The sequence below is a fragment of the Desulfosediminicola sp. genome, from assembly GCF_048381775.1.
Lineage (GTDB): Bacteria > Desulfobacterota > Desulfobulbia > Desulfobulbales > Desulfocapsaceae > Desulfopila > Desulfopila ganghwensis.
The window spans coordinates 292,308-313,774 of sequence record NZ_JBLXGE010000004.1 but is presented as its reverse complement, the minus strand read 5'-3'; the positions used below and the strand labels follow the sequence as shown (position 1 = coordinate 313,774).

Here is a 21,467-nt window from a genome sequence, read left to right as displayed (position 1 = left end):
TCAGGAGAAATGCCGTAATGAGTGATCAACACGCCACAGAGTTCATTCTCTGGTTCGATGATATCTCTATTGATGACGTGCCACTGGTTGGTGGCAAGAATGCCTCACTCGGTGAGATGTACCGACATCTTACCTCAAAAGGAGTCAATATCCCACACGGCTTTGCGATCACTGCATATGCTTATCGACACCTGATCGAATCCACAGGCATGGACAAGGCTGTATCTGAGATTCTTTCTGATCTCGATACCCACGATCTCCGCAATCTCCAGGAGCGTGGCCGAAAGGTTCGTGAACTCATACGCAAAATCAAATTTCCAGACGATCTTCGCGATGCGATTCTTGAAGCGTATCACAAAATGGAAGCAGAATATGGCAAAAACGTTGATGTAGCTGTTCGCTCTTCCGCCACCGCCGAAGATCTGCCGGATGCTTCATTTGCTGGCCAACAGGACACCTACCTGAACGTTCGCGGCGATGATGCGGTTCTTGACTACTGCAGCCAGTGTTTTGCCAGCCTTTTTACCGACAGGGCCATCTCCTACCGACACGACAAAGGGTTCAGCCAGTTTGATGTGTACCTTTCTATCGTGGTTCAGAAGATGGTTCGCTCAGATGCGGCCTGTTCCGGTGTTATGTTTACCCTTGATACCGAATCCGGGTACGAGAATGTCGTCTACCTTACAGGTTCATGGGGACTCGGTGAAAACGTCGTTCAAGGTGCAGTCATTCCTGACGAATTTTATGTCTTCAAGCCGACTCTCAGGGAAGGAAAACGCCCTGTAGTCTCCAGAAAGGTCGGCAGTAAAGAAATAAAGATGATCTACAACGAGGCTGAAGACGCCGAAGAGACTGTGGTCAACATTGCTACCACTCCGGCAGAACGAGGTAGCTATATCTTAAACGATGATGACCTCCTTAAGCTCTCAGAATGGGCCCTTCACATTGAAGATCATTACGGCAGCAACATGGATATCGAATGGGCCAAAGACGGTGACGGCGAAACCGTCGGTACCGGTGAACTGTTCGTTGTCCAGGCTCGCCCGGAGACCGTTCATTCACAAAACTCCAAAAACATCACTGAGACATACATCCTCAAAGAGCATGGCAACATTCTCACCTCGGGCCAGGCAGTAGGTACCAAAATCGGCCAGGGTAAATCCCGGGTGATTGAGACCGTTGCCGGCATCCATGATTTCCAACCGGGTGAAGTACTTGTCACTGATATGACTGATCCCGACTGGGAACCGGTAATGAAAAAAGCAGGCGGTATCGTGACCAACAGGGGCGGCCGCACCTGCCATGCAGCCATCATCTCCAGAGAGCTTGGTATTCCCTGTGTTATCGGTACAGAAGACGGCACCAAAAAAATCACCACCGGTCAGGACATCACCGTCAGCTGCGCCGATGGTGAGACCGGTAATGTCTATGACGGACTGCTGGACTTCTCCATCAACACGACCAACCTCGACACCATCCCTGACACCCGCACCAAAATCATGCTCAACGTTGGTATTCCGGAAAAGGCATTCGTCGAATGCCAGGTACCAAACGACGGTGTAGGTCTGGCACGACAGGAATTTATCATCAACGCCCATATCGGTATTCACCCGATGGCGCTCCACAATTTTGACAGCCTCATAGAAAAAGCTGCTGCGGGTGACGAAGAAGTTCAGCAAATCGTTGAAAAGATTGAGGAGAAAACCACAGCCTACCCTCACAATAAACGTCAGTTCTTCATCGACAAGATTGCAGAAGGCGTAGGACGGATCGGTGCAGGCTTTTACCCACGCGACGTTATTGTTCGACTGTCCGATTTCAAATCCAACGAATATGCCAACCTCATTGGCGGAAAACTCTACGAACCTGTCGAATCAAACCCAATGATAGGCTGGCGTGGTGCCTCTCGCTATTACGACGATAAGTACATAGATGCGTTTGAGATGGAATGCGAAGGACTCCTGAAAGCCAGAAATGAGATGGGACTCACCAACATCAAGTTGATGGTACCCTTTTGCCGCACTCCCGAAGAAGGCAGAAAGGTTATAGAGACCATGAAGAAATTCGGTCTCGTTCAGGGAGAAAACGGCCTTGAAATCTACGTGATGTGCGAGATTCCTTCAAATGTTATCGCAGCAGATGCATTTGCCGATATTTTCGACGGCTTTTCCATCGGCTCCAACGACCTGACCCAGCTGACCCTTGGCCTTGACCGCGACTCTGACCTTGTTGCTCACATTTTCGATGAGCGTAACGAAGCAGTTAAAACGATGGTGAAGATGGTTATTGAAACCGCCAAGCGCAGGGGCAAAAAGATCGGCATCTGCGGGCAGGCACCTTCGGATTATCCTGAGTTTGCCCTGTTCCTGGTTGAGTGCGGTATAGACTCAATGAGCCTTATTCCAGACACAGCAGTTAAAACCAAACTCCTGGTTTGCGAAAAAGAAAAAGAGATGGGCCTTATTAAATAGGCCACCTGTAGAAACCATCGCCGGAGCAGCATTGTCTGCTGCCGGCGATGGTGTGTTGCAGAAAGTTTTTAACTAGAGGGCGTTCAACCCTCTAGATCCTCAGCCTTTAAGGCCTTTGCTTCCTCTATGACCATGACGGGGATATTCTCCCTGACCTCATAGAGCAGCAGGCATGTTTCACAGGCAAGCCCTTCCTTTGCTTCAAGATATTTCAAGTGCCCCTTGCATTTCGGGCAGGCCAGTATGGCCAGCAAATCCTTATCAATCATATTCTCCTCCCACTAAGAGGCGTATTATCACGGTAAATTCGAATTTTCCAGGTACAATCACACCTTGTCTTCTTCAAGAGTGGGCCACAAGAACCGTGGACACTCTGCCGGAAAGGATACATGGTATTCTTGAATTATCAATTGAAATTCATCATCGACTTGATTAGAACTTGGCAGACAACGTGCTGGCTTGATACAAGAAACAGAGTGCTTCTCTCAAATTCCACTACCTCATAAAACGCATGCCGGGTTATTAGAATGAATACTATCAGCAAACCGTTCAAAGCAGAGCGAAGTATTAAAATTCGCAAAGTTGGCCTTATAACCAAAAAGGACGACGCACACGCCCAGCAGCATGCCGAAAAGATTTCTTCCGTACTCCGGGCCCAAGGCATTTCCGTCGTGCTGAATACTATTTCGGAGGATCTTGACGCGGCTATTGCCCTGGGGGGTGATGGAACATTACTGCACATCGCAGAAGATGCGGCACGTCACTCTATCCCGGTAGCAGGAATCAACCTTGGCAACCTGGGATTTCTTACAGAATTTGCCGCAGAAGAGACTGAAAACGCACTGTCTCACCTGCTCAGCGGCAAGGTAATGATTGAAAACAGACTGATGCTCAAGACCCGGTTACTCAAACAGGAGGGGCCTGAGCCGTACCGCTACGCTTTAAATGACATCGTCATCAATAAGAACACCCTGGACCGTCTGCTCCACCTTGCAACCAGAGCAGGAGACGATTACATCACAACATATAAAGCAGACGGACTGATCTTTTCCTCTCCTACCGGCTCCACGGCCTATAATCTCTCTGCCGGCGGACCACTCGTTCATCCCGGGCTTGCCACGATTCTGGTAACCCCGATATGCCCTTTCATGCTGAGCAGCAGACCTATAATTTTGCCGGCGACAACCCCCATTACTACAGGATTCGAAAGCAATGGTAACGCAGAATGCGCTCAGGTTATCATTGATGGTCAGCCATGCTGGGAAATGCAAGATGGAGACAGCCTGCAGATAAGCACAGCAGAACATCCGCTCCAACTCATCGTCTCCCCCAAAAGAGACTACTTCACTATCCTCAGGAACAAATTGCGCTGGGGGAGCCAGGATCAGCAATCCTGAAATACTTCGCTCCTCCCGATGACTGAACGCAAAAACACCCATACCGCTTGCTCAAGCGGTATGGGTGTTTTTCATGGCTTTTTTGTTATTGATAACTGTTATTTCTTCTTTTTAATTCCGTATTTCTTCATCTTATACTGCAGAAGGCTCTTAGTGATGCCCAGTTTTTCAGCAGCACGAGCCTGCACATAGCCGGTATCCTCAAGGGCCTGGTGCAGCATTTTCTCTTCTACTGTATACAATACGTCATTCAGGCCGACTGAATCAGGCAGCAGTTGCTGCAGGTCAAGGTTCTGACTCCAACTACTCTGTTCCATTGGGCGTATAGAATCAGGCTGAACATCATCCGCTTCAATCACATTGTCATTACAGAGGATGGCGGCGCGCTCAACAGTATTCTCAAGCTCACGGATATTGCCCTCCCACGGTAATTTCATCAGCAACCTCAGAGCTTCAGCCGAAATACTAAGATCTGGCTTATTCAACTGGTCCTTGAATTTCGTAATAAAATATTCCACCAAAAGAGGCATATCATCCATTCTCTCCCTCAGCGCGGGCAGAGATACATGAATAACATTCAAACGGTAAAAAAGATCTTCGCGAAAACGACCTTTTGCAACCTCTTCTTTCAGCTCACGGTTCGAAGCACTGATAATACGAACATCAACCTCAAAGGTTTTGGTCCCGCCAACTCTTTCAAATGTGCGCTCCTGTAGAACCCGCAGCAGTTTGGATTGCAGCGGTAGAGGAATCTCGCCAATCTCATCCAGAAATATCGTGCCCTTGTGTGCCAGTTCAAACCGCCCTTTGCGCATTGCAACTGCGCCGGTGAAGGCTCCTTTTTCATGCCCGAAAAGTTCACTCTCAAGCAGGTTGTCAGAAAGGGCCGCACAATTCACGGTGATAAACGGCCCTTTCTCACGGGGAGAATTCATATGGATTGCCTTTGCCACAAGCTCTTTACCTGTGCCACTTTCACCCGAGATAAGTACCGAAGCAGGGGTTGGGGCAACCTTCTCGATCATCTCGTAGACCTGCTTCATCTTCGGGTTTTTGCCAACCATCCCCGAGAAACTGCTCTTCCCTTTAATCTCGCTCCGCAGTCTGGTGTTCTCCTGAACAAGCACGTACAACTCAATCGCCTTCTGGATGTTAACCAGCAGTTCGTCATTGGAGAATGGTTTTGCCAGATAGCTGTAGGCACCAGATTGCATCGCCGCCACCGCTTTATCCACCTCGGCGAAGGCGGTGATCATGATGACCGGAAGATCCGCATTATATTCCTTAACCTTCGAGAGAAGTTGCAGTCCATCAACCTCCGGCATCTGCATATCGGTAATGACGAGGTTTAAATCAAGACGTTTGACCATCTCAAACCCTTCCGCACCACCAGGCGCGGTAAAGACCTCATAGCCTTCATCTTTCAAGAGTTCAGAAAGAACAATGAGGTAGTTCGGTTCGTCATCGACTATAAGAATGGAGTACATAAGTTTTTCCGTAGTTCTTCCGACTTCAAACGCCGGTGTTATTATTCGTTTGTCGTATCTTGCTTATCTGTCTTTTGAGAGGCTCCAGCACCTTCGCCGGCACATGGACATTTTTGCCTCCAGCGAGCGTTGTTCCTGGACGAATATCACCATGATAGTCGCTCCCGCCGGTTACCACAAGACTATACCTGTCTGCCAGGCTGCAAATATGTTTTCTCTGTTTTGTACTGTGGGTGGGATAGTAGGCTTCAATTCCATCAAGCCCGTTATGTACCAGAATATTCAAAAGTGGCACAATGTTCTGCAGAGATGTATCGATAGTTACCGGATGCGCCATTACCGCGACCCCGCCGGCACCGTGTAACGTATCGATTGCTTCTTTCGCACTCAATACCCTTCTTGGCACATAGGCAATGGCACCGCGTTTTAGAAATCTGCTGAAGGCGTCGTCTATCGAACGAGCCTGCTTTTTCTCCACAAGCACCTGTGCGATATGGGGTCGCCCAGTCTGGCCGAACTGAGATTTTGCCGCGACCTCTTCAGAAGAGATATCTATTCCAAACCCTTGAAGCCTGGTAATCATCTGCTTATTGCGGTCATCACGGTTTGCCTGAATCGTGCTCAATACTCCAAGCAAATGACTGTCATCGTAATCGAAACCATAGCCGAGCATATGAAAATGGGTCTCTTTATGAATGACGCCAAACTCAATGCCACTCACCACCTCAACCTCCAAGCGCTCACCCGCTGCGACAGCCTCAGCCACTCCCTCGGCAGTGTCATGATCGGTCAGGGCAATCGCCTTGAGCCCCTTTTTCTTTGCTAACTCAACCAGCTGGGTTGGTGTCATTGTTCCATCTGAAAAGGTGGAATGTATGTGTAAATCCAAGGCCATAATATATAAAAGTGCAATAAGCTGCTTAACAGGTTGATATCGAGTACGAAACTATACACTGGGTAGGTCAAGGACAACAATCTAATGGATAATGCAGATCCTGCACACAATTTCTCCCACTTTCCGTATCTACAGAGTTAAGTTTGCAATAATTTGATCTTTATCTATATTTCTCAAATTTCTATCCGATAGAGAAAATAGCATGATGTACGGGTTTAGAATGCAACCTTTCTGAAATCACGTTTGGGAACGTTGATCACTTTAAACAGTAAATGATTCAACCACCGTTCTCAATCACCGGGCTGGAGCAAAGCAGATGGCAGGATTTTTTAGCAAAGCAACAACAGTTATCATGGCGATTCAACTCATCACCGGCTGTACGGCCAGAATTCCTGAAGCTACTGCATACCCGTATAGCCAGCAAATGAAGATACAGGCGGTCCATCATTGGCAAATTTGAGCAAAAGATGTTGCCGATCGCGTCAATAACGTGCTCATCCTGAACAGCCATCGTGATCTGATCACCCGGTCTTCCTAAGGGCAACCTGTGGTGATGAAGATACTCCATGCCAGGCTGAACAATCCGGCGCCTCTGATGAAGCATTTCGTGATCTGCCTATCACAAAAGGTTCCGGTGAGACCATACTCTCCCGAGATAACAAAAAGATTTCTTCTTCGACAACAACTTCAGCCATCCTGGTCGGCACCCTTTCCCCAATCATCACCTCCGGAGAAGGGACCACTTCCTTCTCCGCCAGGATGATCAATCCTGTTGACAAATCGATTATCTCCTCGCATGATTACAGGGTTTATATGGACGAGCCGCGGCTCGCCATGTGCGTACTGACAAGGGGATGCGGGATCAATGAGATCCCGGAACCGTCCCGCTCAAAACTGAACCGGATTTTTAACTGACATCACGTATTTCATGGCCCTGGTTAATATAGATACCGCCCTCCACGACGCAATTCGTTTCATCCAGAAAAGCCCGGTTGACGGAGGAGTGGAGATACTCTCCTACAAACGCAACCGCACCGTTGCACTTTTACGAATCGATGAAAAGACCATCTCTGTAAAGGAACGGGGCTACCGTGAAGAAGAGACACGTGTCACCATTTCCGACCTGGCTAAATTTCTCAAACCAATCCTCAAACGTGAGTTCCCCAGAAGTCGCAAAGTCCGCTTTTTCAAAATTACCTCACCCGATGAACTCAACCGAATCCGTCAAAAAATCTAAAACCCACCGTAAAGATGCTGACCATACATTGTGCCGCCTGCAGGAGAAAACTCTGGAAGTATGACAAAATCGGCCATGGCCATGTCGTTCGCTGTCATAAAGACCGAATTAAGAAGTGGTTTGAAACAGAAACTATCGGCCACAAAATTCACTGCCGTTGCGGCAAGGAAATAGGTATCGATAAAGACACACACTACAGAATGATTGCCAACGCCTTCACCCACACAGGCACCAAAAGAAACAAAAAATAGATAAAAGAGTGGTGAAAAGGAAACGTACCCTGTCCCGGTCATCGCTCTGCAAGCGCTTCCTTATCGAGCAAACGAATTGTCTTGCCTTGTACTTCGATCAATCCTTCCTCGCTCATCCTGGCAAATATCCTGGATAGCGTTTCAGGAATGGTGCCAAGCAAACTCGCCAACTGCCCCTTGGAGATCTGGAGTTCAACAGTATCACTCCCCCCTTGTTCACTTGAAAGGTAGAGCAAGTATGAAGCAAGCCTGGCAGGAACTTCCTTGAGAGATAACGCCTCTATCTGACTGGTAAACTGCCTTAACCGCATGGAGAGTGTCGCCAGCATATTCAGGGCAATTGAAGGCGTCCGGTTAAGGATTGCCACAAACTCTTTTCTCGGAAAAAAGAGCAACGTGGTTTTGGCCAGGCTCTCTGCATTGGCAGGAAATGGCTGACCATGAAAGACCGGAACCTCACCAAAAGGCTCGCCTGCATTGAAAATACCGAGGATCTGCTCTTTACCCTGCAGAGAGACTTTAGATATTTTAATCTTCCCGCTCTTTACAATATAGAAACCGTTGCCTTCATCGCCTTCGAAGAAAACCGTCTCGCCCCTGCCGAAAGTTCTCTCGATAGCAATTTTTTCAACCTCTTCCAACTGCTGCCGTGGCAATCCCTGGAAAAGTTTACTCGATGCTATGGCTGTAAATTTGTCCATACTTCCATATCCGCTTACTGGTTAACTACAAAGAAATCCTTCCATCGAACGGTTGCTACAGAGTACTATGAGCGTTATAAGTGGCAACCTGCTTTATCCAGACAACGTATTCTGGTCCGCTCAAGCCATCAACATATTTTTATACCTCATTGTTTTGTCATCAGCTTTATAAAGCCGCTTGAGTCATTTTGACCACAATTGATCCCCTGCTCGTTTATTTAATATTTCATCAAGACAGCCAGCTTTATAGATGAACAGTAACAGAAAAATAGTTCATATAGACATGGATGCTTTTTTCGCCTCCGTTGAACAGCTTGACAACCCTGAACTCAGGGGAAAAGCAGTCATAGTGGGTGGCAATCCCCATAGTCGTGGCGTAGTTGCCGCCTGCTCCTATGAAGCCCGCAAATTTGGTGTTCGCTCCGCAATGTCCTGCGCGAAAGCTGTCCGCCTCTGCCCCCAGGCAATCTTTACCAGACCACGCATGGATCGCTACCGGGAGATTTCTGCCTGGATAATGGAGATTTTTTTCAAGTACACCGACTTAGTAGAACAGCTTTCGGTGGATGAAGCATTTCTTGATCTTACCGAGAATCACCTCGATGAACCTTCAGCCTCTCTTGTGGCTGAATTGATACGGAAAGATATATTTGAAAAGACAGGTTTAACCGCTTCCGCAGGAGTCAGCTGTAACAAGTTTATCGCCAAAGTCGCCTCCGACATAAATAAACCAAACGGTATCAAAGTGATACCACCGGCAGAAGTTCTCGATTTTCTTGCCACGCTTCCTATCGGCAAATTTTATGGAGTCGGGGCAGCGACAGAAAAGAAAATGGAACGAATCGGCGTCAAAACAGGAGGCGACCTGCGAAGATTTACCCTCGAAGAACTTACTTTTCATTTCGGTAAGCAGGGTGGATATTTCCACAGTATTTGTCGCGGACTCGATCCCCGCCCTGTTAAAAGCTCCAGGGAACGCAAGTCAATAGGTAGCGAAACAACCCTGTCGGAAGACATTCTTGACATGGAGCTGATTCAGCATATCCTGAAAGAGCAGGCTCATTCTGTGATCGCCACCATGCAGAAAAAATGCATGGGTGCCCATACCATTTCCATCAAAATCCGCTACCATGATTTTACTACGATCACCCGTTCCATCACTTCCAGAACACCACTGATCAACACCAGGGATATAGGTTTTTACATACCAAAATTACTTGAAAACACTGAAGCCGGCAGACAAAAGATACGACTTCTCGGTGTGACTGTGTCAGGGCTGTTTCAACTCAACTCCAGCCCGATCCAATTACGTCTGCCTTTTCCGGACAAGGTAGATCGGCAGACATTACCTTAGTTCTAACGATGCACTGCTTGTATAGTCCGACAAAAATGATTAATCTCTATCAAATTATATATTTAAAATCTTAAAATTATTCCCCATATACAGTGACTGAATGAAAGACCTCATCAAAGCTATTGCCAATATTTTCAAATATACCGGCCGGGCCATTAGCGTCATACGTAATACCCTGATCAACCTGGTGTTTCTCTTTATCCTTTTTGTTCTCGTTGTCGGGATCTTCAGTTCTGATGCACCACAACTCAATGACAACTCACTCCTTCACCTCAACCTGAGCGGTGACATAGTCGAAGAGCCTCCCACAACAGATGCTTTAACCAGTGCCGTGGACTCCCTGGCAGGCTCTGAGCAGAAACAACGCTATGTGCTTCTCCAGGACGTAATTGATGCAATCGAGACCGCTGCAGACGATAACGCTATCACAGCTATTCTTCTCGATTTGAAAAATCTGGGTGCTGCAGGCCTCAACCAGATGAACGCCATAGGTGAAGCGCTGAACGCTTTTCGCCAAAAAGGGAAAAAGGTCTATGCTTCAGAAGACTTTTATACCCAGAAACAGTACTACCTCGCCTCCTATGCAGATACCATTATAGTCAACCCCATGGGCGGTGTTGATCTGCACGGTTTCGGCACCTACCCGCTCTATTTCAAAGAGGCCATCGACAAACTTAAAGTAAATTATCATGTATTCAAGGTTGGCGACTATAAATCTGCCCTTGAACCCTTCACCCGAAACTCGATGTCCGAGTACGCCAGAAGTCAGAACAGCCAATGGCTCAATGATCTTTGGGAGAGCTTTTCAGGCAGCATAGCCCTCCAGCGTGGTTTTTCGCCTGAAGTTATACCCAATTATATCGAGAATATTGCCACCAACCTTGCTGCCGCAGGCGGAGACACTGCGCAACTGGCCCTCGATAATGGTCTGGTGGACAAAGTTCTGACTCACAACGATTTCAAGCGATTCCTCAAAAAAGCCACAGATAACGCCAGTGAAAATCTGATTACGCTCAATAACTATCTCAGTTTTGTTGATCAGTCTTACAATTCCTACAATAATAACGGAGATGTAATCGGCATCGTTGTTGCTGAGGGAAAAATCGTCGGAGGTAACCAGCCAGCCGGGGTGATCGGCAGTGAATCACTTGGCAAACTCCTGCGGGATGCCCGGGAAAATCAATCTGTAAAAGCGGTGGTATTGAGAATAAATTCCGGTGGTGGTTCAGCCTTCGCCTCCGAGATCATTCGACAGGAGGTTCTTGAACTAAAAGAGGCAGGTAAACCGATTGTGGTCTCTATGGGTGCCCTCGCCGCTTCCGGCGCATACTGGATTTCTGCTGATGCTGATCAGATCTGGGCTTCTCCCACAACTCTCACCGGCTCAATCGGTATTTTCGGCGCCATACCGACCTTCGAAGATACTCTTGCCGAAATTGGTGTATACAGTGACGGCGTCGGCACCACCAGCCTCTCAGCTGGTCTGAACGTAACCCAGCCGCTGCCGGAGAACCTCAGGCGATCAATCCAGCTTACTGTTGAAAACGGCTATGAAAGGTTTCTCTCTATTGTGGAGAATGGCCGTGGAATTGAGCAGGATCGAATGGAACTCATTGCCGAAGGGCGTGTTTTTTCAGGCATGAAGGCAAAGGAAATCGATCTGGTCGACGAGCTTGGCGGCCTCTCAGACGCTGTCGTCGCTGCGGCAGAGCTTGCCGGTTTGGACGATTATTCGACAGTTTACATTAAAAGAGAGATATCTGTTCGTGACAAACTCATCAAACAGCTGACCAATGCGACTATTTCTGTTTTTCCTGACTTTTTTGCGTCGTCTTCTCTGGTAAACATCTATCGAAAGATGCAGCATCAGGTCAGAGATCTCCTGATCATGAATGATCCCAATGGCATTTATGCCGACTCAATGTTACAACTACCCGAATAGAACACACTGTGTTGTCAAGGTACTGAATAACCAGACTGTTCTTCGGTAACTCGGCTATTTATTTTTTTTTTAGTTACGGATCATCCATATGGAGATAACACCGGAATTCTTTGTCATGCTGTGGGGTCAGCTCTGCTGGCCCCTGATTCGACTTCTTATTTTCATTTCCATAGGTCTCATCGTCGCCAATTTGATCGAAGCCCTTAATTGGACCCGATGGATAGCCTCACTCGCCAGACCTCTTGTCCGGCTTGGCAACATGTCGAATACTGCAGGAGCTTCATTTTCAATGGCAATATTTTCAGGTGTTGCAGCAAACACCCTGCTTGCCGAAGCATATGACAAAAAACAGCTTTCCAGAAAAGAACTGATTCTCGCCAACCTGTTCAACAGCCTGCCGACCTACTTTGTTCATTTGCCGACCATATTTTTCATCACCGTTCCACTTATCCACGGTGCCGCTTTCATTTATATAAGCATCACATTAGGCGCAGCGGTACTTCGCACAGGTTTAATTGTGGTTATCAGCCGGCTCATTCTGCCGAAGCCTGACATATCGGCCTCTCCACACGAAACAACTGAGAATAAGGGCATTGACTGGCAGGGGGCGTGGCAAAAAAGCTGGAAACGCTTTAAGCGACGTATCCGCAAAATCATCAAGTTCACGGTACCGATCTATATCATTATATTTATAGTACATCGCATCGGATATTTTCGTGAACTCGAAGAGCTTGCAGCCGGGTACCTCGCTTGGATTCCGTGGCTTTCCCCGCAGGCTATGGGGATCATCACCCTGCACCTTGCAGCTGAACTGACCGCCGGTCTGGCCGCTGCCGGAGCGTTGCTGCAGCAAGGAGCATTATCTCAAAGAGAAATCATACTCGCCTTACTGGTAGGCAATATCCTGTCGTCACCCCTGAGGGCATTTCGCCATCAATTCCCGTATTATGCCGGTATCTTTAAACCCAGGGTAGCCGCACAACTTATCGTATGCAGCCAGTCTTTTCGGGTGATCAGTCTTATCATGGTAGGCCTCATCTACTACTACCTGACCTTATAAAAAGAAAAAAGCCGGGACAGCTCAACACGTTGCCCCGGCTTTTTCAATTCTTCCGACCAGGTTGAATTGATGTTATGCGTACTACTGGGCCTGACCTTACTCTGCAAGAAGTTTCATCTCGTGCCACTCCCAGCCGAAGTTCGACACGGACTATCTCTCATAGCGTCTTCCAAGCCTGCAAACTTTGACGTTACTTCCGCCAACCCCAGTTTTGCCGTCTACGTCGTGTGACAGATCGGTCTTATCCATGATATACCTCCCTGGCACTATACAATTGCGAATTATCCCCATCACTGATGGTGTTCAATCATCGGACAAAACGTCAAACAAAAAATCATGTATAGCTGAAAAACTTCAATATACTCAGAATTTATAATCAATCCTCCCTTTTTGACACTTGACATCCCCTTTCTATCTGGGTAACGAATAACTATACATTCAGGTGCTCATAATAAGGAAATGCATACGCCTTTGAGCTGAAAAGGGAACTTCGTGAAAATCGAAGACGGGCCCGCCGCTGTAACCGGTGACAACCCCCGGAACTATGCCACTGTCCATTACAGGATGGGAAGGCCTGGGGAGAGGATGATCCGGGAGTCAGAAGACCTGCCTGAAAATATGCTGGAGTAAATCGCGGACAGATTTTTCCAGCACATCGATTTCGGATAACCAGGGCTATCCCGGATCACTGTTAGAGTGATTCGGGATTTTTTTTTGTTTTTTTCGCACTTGCCGAATACTACTGCCTGCACTTTCTTCAGTATATGCTGGTGTGTTAATAGCTTAAATGAGCATTCCCCCGGTTCCCCGAAATTTTGTTTGCTGTCCGGATTTTGCTTTTTATTTTAAGGAGAGTAATGCGCGGCAAGGCAAAACTACTTTTTGGCTCACTGATAACTGTACTCGTTGCTGTAATTATCACTGCAACCGGTATGGGCTATATCAACATATCTGCAGCCGATGTTATCACAACACTCTGGCAGACGCTTTTCGATCAACCAGGGCTCAGTGATGCAGCTGTAAATACCACCAACTCTGTCATCATCATGGATGTACGGTTGCCGCGCATACTCGTTGCGGCCCTTGTCGGAGGAGGCCTCGCCCTTGCCGGAGGTATATTTCAGGCAATACTGCTTAACCCTCTGGCCGACCCGTATACTCTCGGCATTTCATCCGGTGCGGCATTTGGTGCTTCTACAGCCTTTATACTATCGATTATCGGCATATCCCTGCCTGTCTCATATTTCGTTCCCTTTTTTGCATTTATTGGAGCTGTTACAACACTTGGAGCGGTGTTTTATCTTTCTTCGGACGATCCGCAACTTTCCTCAAATACCCTTATCCTTTCGGGCGTTATTGTAGCAGCAATACTCTCAGCGGGAATCGGTTTTATAAAATACATGGCTGACGAAGAGGTGGGTGTTATCATTTTCTGGTTGATGGGCTCATTTATCGGTAAATCATGGCACGATGCAGGACTTCTTTTACTGATTCTAGCTCCATGTCTGCTCTTTTGTTGCTACTATGCCAGGGATCTCAATATTATGGCGCTCGGCACCACCACCGCTGACACTCTCGGAGTGGATAGTGCCAAAATCCGCAGGCAACTCCTGATAAGTGCTTCTCTTATTACCGCGATCTGTGTCGCTGTATCTGGTGTCATCGGCTTTGTCGGCCTCATTGTTCCCCATATGCTTCGAATGATAACAGGGCCTGATAACAGGATTCTTTTACCTGCGTCATTTCTTGCCGGTTCCATCCTGCTGCTGGTCGCGGACACCGTTACCCGCGCAATTCTTCCCCACGAAATACCAATCGGCGTCTTGACTGCGCTTATCGGTGGCCCCTTCTTCTGTTACATCTTCAGAAAACGCCAGCTTGGGAGGGGATATGCCTGAAAACAGTTCCATCGTCTACCAGGTATCCGATTGCTATTACCAATACCGCAATCACCCCTGCCTTTCACGGCTTAATTTTCAGTTAAAAAAGGGGAAAATGTATGGGCTTATCGGTCCCAACGGCAGCGGAAAAACTACACTCATCAACCTGTTAAACGGCAGCCGACAGCCAACCCGAGGCAAGGTGCAGCTGCGTGGAACTGTAGTCCACCGCCTGCCAAAACTTGATCTTGCTAAAGTACTTTCATTTGTACCCCAGAACGTGGCGCTTCATTTTGAATACTCCGTCTTTGAAGTGGTAATGATGGGCCGACACCCGTTTATTGACAGGTTCGGCACACCTTCGCAAAAAGATATCGACCTGGTTATGGAAGCCATTAAGACACTTGACATTTACCAACTCCGTAACCGAATGGTAACCAGGCTTTCAGGTGGCGAAAGGCAAAGAGTACTGGTGGCACGGGCGCTTGCCCAGAACACCGAAGTCCTTGTACTTGATGAACCCACAGCAAGCCTCGATGTCCGGCATTCCATAGATATTATGCAGGCACTTCGGGAAAGAGTAGACCATGACTCGATAACTGTAGTTGGAGCTATCCATGACCTCGATCTCGCTGCTGCCTACTGTGATGAGCTTATTGTTATGGAAAATGGGCAAATAGCAGCATCCGGCTCCGTTGAAGACATTCTCACTTCTGAATTACTGCAAACTGTTTTCAGGGTTCATGCCGATATCGTACATCAGTCCCTGGGAAATCCGCATATACAGTACAGGTACAACAATGAACATTAAGAGGATGAGTAAACTCGGGGTGTTGATTTGTCTATTGAGCTTCGCTCTATATGGCCAGTCAGCCTTCGCCCAGATGACCGAAATTACGGATGACGAGGGAAACACCATCCGATTTGACAAGCCATTCAGCAGGATCATTTCCCTTTATCCGGCTCACACTGAAAACCTCGCTTTTTTAGGTTGTGACGAGGAGTTTATCGGTATTGGCCGTTCAGATAACTACCCAGCCTCAATCTCTGATAAGAATCGTTTCAGTTATCGTGACAATACGGAAAAGTTTCTTGCCGCCAGGCCGGACCTGATTCTTATCCGCCCCATGATATCACGCTCAGTGCCAGAGCTTATCTCCAAGCTCCGCTCGGCCGGAATTACTGTTGTATCCCTGCAGCCTACTAATATCGATCAGATGTTTGACTACTGGCGACTGCTTGGACTTCTGACTGGCAAAACCACCGAAGCGGACACAATGGTACAGCAGTTTACCCTCGCCCTTGATCAGCTGGAAGATAGTATCCCGGTTCCAAGGGAAGAGCGACCACGCGTTTATTTCGAGGCTATTCACTCCAAAATGAAAACCTTCGCCCCGGACGCTATATCGATGTTCGCTCTTGAGACTGGGGGAGGCCTGAATATTGCCAATGACGCTGTTGCCAGAAACAACAGCAATATAGCCCCTTACGGAAAGGAGCGTATTCTCGCCAAGGCCAATGAAATAGATATTTACCTCAGTCAGACAGGCAGGATGAACAGGGTAAGTCTTACAGATATATACAACGAACCCGGCTTTCAGCTCATAAAAGCATTACAGACGAATTCTGTCTTTTTAGTTGATGAAGAACTTGTTTCACGTCCCACCATGCGGCTACTCACAGGCATTAGTAAAATCCAATCAGCGCTGTACCCTGTACTGAGACGGGAACAGCCTGATGTAGCCAGCCATGAACCTCTTTTCACTCCTCAGACCCAATTGCAAAAATGGCAATGAAGGTAAAAAAAATGCGATCTACTCTATTTATCGTCGGCACAGGCCCAGGTGACCCTGAGTTACTAACGATTAAAGCTGTAAACACAATCAAGAGTTGTCCGGCTGTGGCTGCTCCCAAGGGCTCCAAAAACGGTAGTTCCACAGCCCTTTCCATTGTTCAGCAAGCAGTAGATGTCAGTGAAAAGGAAGTTTTTGAACTCTATTTCCCCATGAAGAAGGTTCGCCTGGGTGAAAAACTGCATCCGGAAATTGAAGTCGCCTGGCAAAAAGCAGCGGAAACAATTCTTTCATTGCTTGATGCCGGCAAAAATGTGGTCTTTCCTACCCTCGGTGACCCTGCGATCTACTCAACCGGCTATTATCTCTACGAGACAATCTGTTCCTTAAGGGAAGATGTACATGTTGAGTTTGTTTCCGGCATCTCAGCTATGTCCAGTTGCTCTGCTTCCACGGCAACCCCGATATGTCTGGGTGATGATCTGCTCGCCGTTGTTCCCGCCACCTTTTCTGAAGAAAAACTCAGAAACGCCCTGCTTGAGTATGACGCCATTGTACTCATGAAAGTTCACAGGGTGATGGATCGTGTCTGCAGACTGCTGCGGGAGACCGGACTCACCAGCAATGCAGTCTACGTAGAGAAAGCAGGTATGACCGATCAGCGTATCATAGAAGATTTATCAAAAGTACCTGAAAATCCACATTATTTCTCTACTATCATTGTGCGCAAGCGCGAGGGGGCAGCAGTTCAGCTCCGACAAATCGCCACGGCCGCCTGACTGAACTCCCGCCCGCCGGCATCCCCCCCCGGCGGGTCTGATACATTTATGTTGTCCCACAACCCTGAGAATAAACATTTGACTCCCTCCCGGTATCAGTCTTACTCTGTATAAAAAGGAGCTTACGCTGAGGAGGGTTGCAATGAAGAAAAAAATACTGGTCGCGCTTGATGACTCTATAAACAGCTTTCTTTCACTTGATTACACAGCCCATCTTTTCGCTGATCAGCATGACATAGAGATATGTATTCTCCATTGTGACAGCAGCTCCAGATGTTTCGCCGAACCGGAAAATCCGCAACATTCACTCATACCTGATCGCCCGCTCAGCAAACAAGCTCTCAAGGGCAGCAGGCTGCTTGAAAAAGCGCACCAGAAGCTTATTGATCTAAAACTCCCGGCCGAACGGATTTCGCGGATTCATCACAGGGCTGCAACAATAGCTACTTCCATTCAACAGGTGGCGGAACAAAATCTCGTAGACAGCCTCGTCATAGCACGGCGCGGAGTCGGGTTTGTGGGCGAGTTGCTGATGGGTTCTGTCTCCTCCACACTCTTCGATAGCTGTCACTCTATTCCGCTCTGGATCATCGATGGTGAAATCAAATCAAAGAAATTTCTTGTGCCCGTAGACGGCACACCATCATCACTGATGGCCATCGATCATCTCTCCCATATTTTTGCAGGCAGAGATGATCTCTGCTTTTATCTTTTCCACGCAAGGGGTTACCTCTCTCCACCGCCAGCATGTCGCCCCGAGGATTTCTATGACAAGTGGGGTAAAGACTGGTGTGATGCCAACCTGTCAGGAAACGGCTGCATGTTTACAGGCCCTACTGACCTGTTAACAGAAGCTGGGATTCCTCCAAAATGCATTATAACCCTGCCACAACCCAAAGCCCTTGAAGAAAGCTCAGCGATTATAAGCAGTGCCAGAAAAAATGACTGTGGCACAATAGTTATCGGCAGGCGCCCGGCAAGAGAGAGCAAAGGATTTCTTGGAGGTGTTGCCAGGCGGACAATAATGCAGACGGAAGATCTGGCTCTATGGGTTGTCGGCTGAGACATTGTCCTCTTGGCAGATATTCAGCAAAAAAAAAAACCGTAACCCCGATAGTAAAGGAAGTTACGGTTTTTTAGTGTTGCTGCTTTACAAGCAGGCAATAGCGGGATTAATCAGCTGGTTTTCCGGTATCTGCTTGAACGTTATTTTTCGACTCTGCCTGTTTAATCACGGCAGTAGCTGCAGCATCGGGTAACAAATACTGTTTTGCCAGCGATTCAACATCCCCGGTTGTGATCCCCTGAAAATCTGTAAGAATGGACGCAGGCCATTCGAGCTGCTCCGGATGCCGTGTTGAATTTGCCAGGACAGACCTAAGCCAATATGGATTGCTGTTCACTGCGTCCCTTAGAGAGGTAAGGTAAGGTTCAATAACTCTATCGAGTTCTTCTTTGGGAACTGGCTTCGTGCTCAACTCCCTGGCAATGGTCGTTATCTCCTTGATGATCTTATTTTCCTTGCCCGGCGCCACAACCACTTCTGCCTGCAATCGACCGTAATCAGTATACACTCTGCTTGGGGCGCTGAACACCACTGGAGAATAGGTTGCGCCGAGCTTCTCCCGAACGACCTGTCGCAGCCTCTCACGAAAGATTCCGGCAAGCACATTGAGTCGCCTTGTCCTGTTAATATCCCAAAAATCATCAGTAGGCCACGCCACGACTACAATTGATTTATCGATCTGAGAGTTGACCAGTTCTACATGCTGCTGCCCTCTCGGAAAAGTTAATGTTGAGCTGGTGCCGGAGATGGGTTCTCTCTTTTCAAGTCCCCCCAGATACGTCCGTGCGAGTTCTTTTATTCTTTCAGGATCAAAATCACCTACAACAGCCACCTCGACACCGCCAGCGGCAAATTGAGGAACAAGCCACGCCTCTATCTCTTTCAGACTGATCGCCTCAACATCCTCCCAGGGCGGCAATCCCACCCTCTCGTCTCCGCCGGCAAAAAACCGCTCCACACCCGAGGCCTTTGCGCCTTCCGCCTCATTTGCAATACTGTCATACATCTCTTTTAGCTGATTACGTGCAAACGTGTAGGATCTTTCACGAAAACCAGGGTCATTGAGCAGGGTATAGAGCAATTGGAACAGGAGTTCAGAATCTTTGGTAAGACTGCTCCCTGAAAGTCTGAAACTGTCCTCACGCACCTCAAAGTTTAACTGGACGGTGGTTCCAGCGAGTAATTCGTCAAGTGCAGTACTGGTCAGAGTAGCCGTTCCGGAATCATTGACTATATCATTGGCCAACATCCCCATTCCCGGTTTAGGCTCGCTAAGCTTACCACTACCAAAATCAAGAACCAGCTGGATGGTATTTGCGTTGAATTCAGTGGGTTTTAATATGAGCGAAACATTATTCGCATAGATTATACGCTCTGCATCTATCGATTCTATCCTATGCTGTTCTTTGACTATCGAGTCATCAACATCCGGTATCGTAAGATACGGAAATTCCCCTACGATATCCTCCTTATAAGGTGTAACGGCTTTTGTTTTTGCCAAAAGATACTGGTCGAGGATTTTCGCTTCAGCTTTATCACCTGCGATTTCAGTACTGCCTTCAACGGAGACCAATCTGTTCCCCTGTGACCAGTCTTTTCTGATGCCAGCATTAATCTCTGTCATAGTCAAATCATCGAGCATGGCTGAATACAGATCAAGCTCCTGCTGGGGGGACATGATAACCCTGTCACTGACAAACGCGCGCATTATCGACCTGGCAATATTTTGAGACGGCTTGGTGTCGACTGTCAACACTGCACGCTCAAGCATCGAAATGAGCTCTTTCTTCACAAGTTCAAATTCCTGATCCTGAAATCCATATTCCAGCACCTGCCTCAGATAATTTTCCAAATATTCGAGGCCTTCCTGCCATTTGCCATTAACAACACTCGCACTCAGGGTCGAGTACCCGAGCTTTCGAACCATGTCTCCGGAATAGTAACCAATACCCGAGAAGAGTTCCCCTTCACTTTCCTGCAGTTTATTGAGACGTCTCTGCATCATCATGATGTTCGCAACCCGTATCACCTCTTCTCGTTGCATAGCCTTACTGTCATTTCGACGAGTCAGGTTCCAGATTGAGTCTATAGAGACATTTGTACTCCCCAGATCTGGATCATAATGATAATAGGCTTTGTCTTCAGCATGGATTACAGCTCCGAAATCAAGACACACAGGGGCATCTACTGGAGATTCAAGCGGCGAAAACGCGTCTTCAAGAAGGGGCTTCACCTGTTCACTTGACACATCACCGACAACCACAACCACCATGTTGTCGGTTCGATACCATGTGTCATAAAATGATTTCAACAGTTCTCTGTCTGCATCCTTTATCACCGATTCGAGCCCTATCGGTTGACGTGTTGCCAGGAGGGTCCCATCATATTTAAACTCGCTCGCTTTTACTCGTGCCCGGTAGCCGACAGAATCCCTCGATCTCTTTTCTGAAAGTATAACTCCCCGCTCTCTATCTATTTCTGATTCCAGCAGCAGCGCTCTTCTGGCGTAATCAGAGAGTACCAGGAATCCCTTTTCGAGATTTTCACTGGTCCCATCAGGCAGAATGATGTTGTATACCGTCTGATCAAAACTGGTGAATGCATTGGTGTCGCCACCAAAATTCATACCGATATCCTGAAAGAACTTCACCAATTCTCCAGGTTTAAAGTTGGTGCTGCCGTTAAACAGCATATGTTCAAGAAAATGAGCCACTCCCCTTTGTGATTCAAGCTCATTCAGCGAGCCTGCGTTGATGAGCAGATACATAGCCACTCTGCTTTTCGGCTCAGAATTCTCCTTGATGACATAGCGCATGCCATTATTCAGGGTACCGCGGACAAGAGATGGATCAGCCTCCAGATCACTGCGATCCGACGGCCACCCTGGCGTAGCCATACACACCTGATTCGTCATCTCTGCATGCAGTGAACTGGTTATAACTAGAAAAAAGAACGCAACTCCAATAGATAGAACATGTTTCATGATCAACTCTCTGAAACTCGTATTTTTTTTTAAGAATCCTATAGACTTTGAAAAGATAATCATTCAGCGCTAACCATAGTTCCTATCATGGGAAAAACAAGGTTTGCCTTCTATGGCATTTCTGTAATCCAACTCTTATAACAGGAAAAATAGACTTGATAAGGGCATCTG

20 protein-coding genes and 1 riboswitch are annotated in these 21,467 nt (G+C 47.6%); of the genes, 12 read left to right on the top strand and 8 right to left on the bottom strand.

Annotated features, from left to right (window positions below; all coding sequences use genetic code 11):
- Positions 1 to 17: 17 nt before the first annotated feature.
- A complete protein-coding gene (gene ppsA, locus ACN5NT_RS09030; RefSeq protein WP_419175212.1) occupies positions 18 to 2,471 on the top strand; it encodes a phosphoenolpyruvate synthase in 2,454 nt (817 codons plus the stop codon).
- Between the two features lie 83 nt (positions 2,472 to 2,554).
- Here the strand turns inward: ppsA and ACN5NT_RS09025 are convergent, their stop codons facing one another.
- Complete coding sequence (locus tag ACN5NT_RS09025) at positions 2,555 to 2,740, bottom strand: Trm112 family protein (RefSeq protein ID WP_419175211.1); 186 nt, start codon at positions 2,738 to 2,740, stop codon at positions 2,555 to 2,557.
- Between the two features lie 258 nt (positions 2,741 to 2,998).
- Between ACN5NT_RS09025 and ACN5NT_RS09020 the strand changes: the two genes are divergently transcribed.
- Positions 2,999 to 3,868, top strand: a complete 870-nt coding sequence (locus ACN5NT_RS09020) for an NAD(+)/NADH kinase (protein WP_136795861.1) — start codon at positions 2,999 to 3,001, stop codon at positions 3,866 to 3,868.
- Positions 3,869 to 3,966: 98 nt separating this feature from the next.
- Here ACN5NT_RS09020 and ACN5NT_RS09015 read toward each other — a convergent pair whose 3' ends face one another.
- The 4 genes from ACN5NT_RS09015 to ACN5NT_RS09000 form a co-directional block, all read right to left on the bottom strand.
- Entirely contained in the window at positions 3,967 to 5,355 is a 1,389-nt protein-coding gene (locus ACN5NT_RS09015) for a sigma-54-dependent transcriptional regulator (protein ID WP_136795862.1), read from the bottom strand.
- 25 nt (positions 5,356 to 5,380) lie between these two features.
- The gene (locus ACN5NT_RS09010; RefSeq protein ID WP_419175210.1) at positions 5,381 to 6,250 is read right to left on the bottom strand and encodes a PHP domain-containing protein; all 870 of its coding nucleotides are present in this window, start codon (positions 6,248 to 6,250) and stop codon (positions 5,381 to 5,383) included.
- 277 nt (positions 6,251 to 6,527) lie between these two features.
- Positions 6,528 to 6,761 (bottom strand): hypothetical protein, encoded by a 234-nt coding sequence (locus ACN5NT_RS09005; protein WP_419175209.1) that lies wholly within the window; start codon positions 6,759 to 6,761, stop codon positions 6,528 to 6,530.
- A gap of 10 nt (positions 6,762 to 6,771) precedes the next feature.
- Positions 6,772 to 7,029, bottom strand: a complete 258-nt coding sequence (locus tag ACN5NT_RS09000) for a hypothetical protein (protein ID WP_419175208.1) — start codon at positions 7,027 to 7,029, stop codon at positions 6,772 to 6,774.
- Between ACN5NT_RS09000 and ACN5NT_RS08995 the strand changes: the two genes are divergently transcribed.
- A complete protein-coding gene (locus ACN5NT_RS08995) occupies positions 6,917 to 7,165 on the top strand; it encodes a hypothetical protein (RefSeq protein WP_419175259.1) in 249 nt (82 codons plus the stop codon). The two genes, ACN5NT_RS09000 and ACN5NT_RS08995, sit on opposite strands and share 113 nt — an antisense overlap.
- 13 nt (positions 7,166 to 7,178) lie before the next feature.
- Positions 7,179 to 7,487, top strand: a complete 309-nt coding sequence (locus ACN5NT_RS08990) for a hypothetical protein (RefSeq protein ID WP_419175207.1) — start codon at positions 7,179 to 7,181, stop codon at positions 7,485 to 7,487.
- On the opposite strand, the gene ACN5NT_RS08985 is transcribed toward ACN5NT_RS08990, so the two are convergent.
- Positions 7,484 to 7,780, bottom strand: coding sequence for a hypothetical protein (locus ACN5NT_RS08985; RefSeq protein WP_419175206.1), 297 nt, complete (start codon positions 7,778 to 7,780; stop codon positions 7,484 to 7,486). The genes ACN5NT_RS08990 and ACN5NT_RS08985 overlap by 4 nt on opposite strands.
- Positions 7,777 to 8,439: a Crp/Fnr family transcriptional regulator gene (locus tag ACN5NT_RS08980; RefSeq protein ID WP_136795867.1), complete on the bottom strand. Its 663-nt coding sequence runs from the start codon at positions 8,437 to 8,439 to the stop codon at positions 7,777 to 7,779. The genes ACN5NT_RS08985 and ACN5NT_RS08980 overlap by 4 nt, the downstream gene beginning before the upstream one ends.
- Positions 8,440 to 8,689: 250 nt before the next feature.
- Here ACN5NT_RS08980 and dinB point away from each other — a divergent pair, with 250 nt between their 5' ends.
- The 8 genes from dinB to ACN5NT_RS08940 all read left to right on the top strand — a co-directional run bounded on the left by dinB (position 8,690) and on the right by ACN5NT_RS08940 (position 18,310).
- Positions 8,690 to 9,793, top strand: coding sequence for a DNA polymerase IV (gene dinB / locus ACN5NT_RS08975; protein ID WP_419175205.1), 1,104 nt, complete (start codon positions 8,690 to 8,692; stop codon positions 9,791 to 9,793).
- 100 nt (positions 9,794 to 9,893) lie between these two features.
- A complete protein-coding gene (gene sppA / locus ACN5NT_RS08970; protein ID WP_419175204.1) occupies positions 9,894 to 11,735 on the top strand; it encodes a signal peptide peptidase SppA in 1,842 nt (613 codons plus the stop codon).
- Positions 11,736 to 11,823: 88 nt separating this feature from the next.
- On the top strand, positions 11,824 to 12,795 hold the full coding sequence (locus ACN5NT_RS08965) for a hypothetical protein (RefSeq protein ID WP_419175203.1): 972 nt from the start codon (positions 11,824 to 11,826) through the stop codon (positions 12,793 to 12,795).
- Positions 12,796 to 13,218: 423 nt separating this feature from the next.
- Positions 13,219 to 13,424: riboswitch (cobalamin riboswitch) on the top strand.
- A gap of 228 nt (positions 13,425 to 13,652) precedes the next feature.
- Entirely contained in the window at positions 13,653 to 14,693 is a 1,041-nt protein-coding gene (locus ACN5NT_RS08960; protein WP_419175202.1) for a FecCD family ABC transporter permease, read from the top strand.
- Entirely contained in the window at positions 14,686 to 15,486 is an 801-nt protein-coding gene (locus ACN5NT_RS08955) for an ABC transporter ATP-binding protein (protein ID WP_419175201.1), read from the top strand. The genes ACN5NT_RS08960 and ACN5NT_RS08955 overlap by 8 nt, the downstream gene beginning before the upstream one ends.
- Positions 15,476 to 16,471, top strand: coding sequence for an ABC transporter substrate-binding protein (locus ACN5NT_RS08950; RefSeq protein WP_419175200.1), 996 nt, complete (start codon positions 15,476 to 15,478; stop codon positions 16,469 to 16,471). Before ACN5NT_RS08955 ends, ACN5NT_RS08950 begins: the two co-directional genes overlap by 11 nt.
- Positions 16,472 to 16,482: 11 nt before the next feature.
- The gene (gene cobI, locus ACN5NT_RS08945) at positions 16,483 to 17,247 is read left to right on the top strand and encodes a precorrin-2 C(20)-methyltransferase (protein ID WP_136795872.1); all 765 of its coding nucleotides are present in this window, start codon (positions 16,483 to 16,485) and stop codon (positions 17,245 to 17,247) included.
- A gap of 142 nt (positions 17,248 to 17,389) precedes the next feature.
- The gene (locus tag ACN5NT_RS08940) at positions 17,390 to 18,310 is read left to right on the top strand and encodes a universal stress protein (RefSeq protein ID WP_136795873.1); all 921 of its coding nucleotides are present in this window, start codon (positions 17,390 to 17,392) and stop codon (positions 18,308 to 18,310) included.
- Positions 18,311 to 18,419: 109 nt separating this feature from the next.
- Here ACN5NT_RS08940 and ACN5NT_RS08935 read toward each other — a convergent pair whose 3' ends face one another.
- Positions 18,420 to 21,296: a M16 family metallopeptidase gene (locus ACN5NT_RS08935; RefSeq protein ID WP_419175199.1), complete on the bottom strand. Its 2,877-nt coding sequence runs from the start codon at positions 21,294 to 21,296 to the stop codon at positions 18,420 to 18,422.
- Positions 21,297 to 21,467 lie beyond the last annotated feature (171 nt).

What these genes read in the sequence shown, in the direction of transcription:
- ACN5NT_RS09015 (WP_136795862.1), bottom strand. Translation starts at nt 5,355, where the DNA reads ATGTACTCCATTCTTATAGTCGATGACGAACCGAACTACCTCATTGTT.
- ACN5NT_RS08990 (WP_419175207.1), top strand. Translation starts at nt 7,179, where the DNA reads ATGGCCCTGGTTAATATAGATACCGCCCTCCACGACGCAATTCGTTTC.
- ACN5NT_RS09025 (WP_419175211.1), bottom strand. Translation starts at nt 2,740, where the DNA reads ATGATTGATAAGGATTTGCTGGCCATACTGGCCTGCCCGAAATGCAAG.
- ACN5NT_RS09020 (WP_136795861.1), top strand. Translation starts at nt 2,999, where the DNA reads ATGAATACTATCAGCAAACCGTTCAAAGCAGAGCGAAGTATTAAAATT.
- ACN5NT_RS09010 (WP_419175210.1), bottom strand. Translation starts at nt 6,250, where the DNA reads ATGGCCTTGGATTTACACATACATTCCACCTTTTCAGATGGAACAATG.
- ACN5NT_RS08935 (WP_419175199.1), bottom strand. Translation starts at nt 21,296, where the DNA reads ATGAAACATGTTCTATCTATTGGAGTTGCGTTCTTTTTTCTAGTTATA.
- cobI (WP_136795872.1), top strand. Translation starts at nt 16,483, where the DNA reads ATGCGATCTACTCTATTTATCGTCGGCACAGGCCCAGGTGACCCTGAG.
- ACN5NT_RS08950 (WP_419175200.1), top strand. Translation starts at nt 15,476, where the DNA reads ATGAACATTAAGAGGATGAGTAAACTCGGGGTGTTGATTTGTCTATTG.
- ACN5NT_RS08940 (WP_136795873.1), top strand. Translation starts at nt 17,390, where the DNA reads ATGAAGAAAAAAATACTGGTCGCGCTTGATGACTCTATAAACAGCTTT.
- dinB (WP_419175205.1), top strand. Translation starts at nt 8,690, where the DNA reads ATGAACAGTAACAGAAAAATAGTTCATATAGACATGGATGCTTTTTTC.
- ACN5NT_RS08960 (WP_419175202.1), top strand. Translation starts at nt 13,653, where the DNA reads ATGCGCGGCAAGGCAAAACTACTTTTTGGCTCACTGATAACTGTACTC.
- ppsA (WP_419175212.1), top strand. Translation starts at nt 18, where the DNA reads ATGAGTGATCAACACGCCACAGAGTTCATTCTCTGGTTCGATGATATC.
- ACN5NT_RS08985 (WP_419175206.1), bottom strand. Translation starts at nt 7,780, where the DNA reads ATGACCGGGACAGGGTACGTTTCCTTTTCACCACTCTTTTATCTATTT.
- ACN5NT_RS08980 (WP_136795867.1), bottom strand. Translation starts at nt 8,439, where the DNA reads ATGGACAAATTTACAGCCATAGCATCGAGTAAACTTTTCCAGGGATTG.
- ACN5NT_RS09005 (WP_419175209.1), bottom strand. Translation starts at nt 6,761, where the DNA reads ATGGCTGTTCAGGATGAGCACGTTATTGACGCGATCGGCAACATCTTT.
- ACN5NT_RS08965 (WP_419175203.1), top strand. Translation starts at nt 11,824, where the DNA reads ATGGAGATAACACCGGAATTCTTTGTCATGCTGTGGGGTCAGCTCTGC.
- sppA (WP_419175204.1), top strand. Translation starts at nt 9,894, where the DNA reads ATGAAAGACCTCATCAAAGCTATTGCCAATATTTTCAAATATACCGGC.
- ACN5NT_RS08955 (WP_419175201.1), top strand. Translation starts at nt 14,686, where the DNA reads ATGCCTGAAAACAGTTCCATCGTCTACCAGGTATCCGATTGCTATTAC.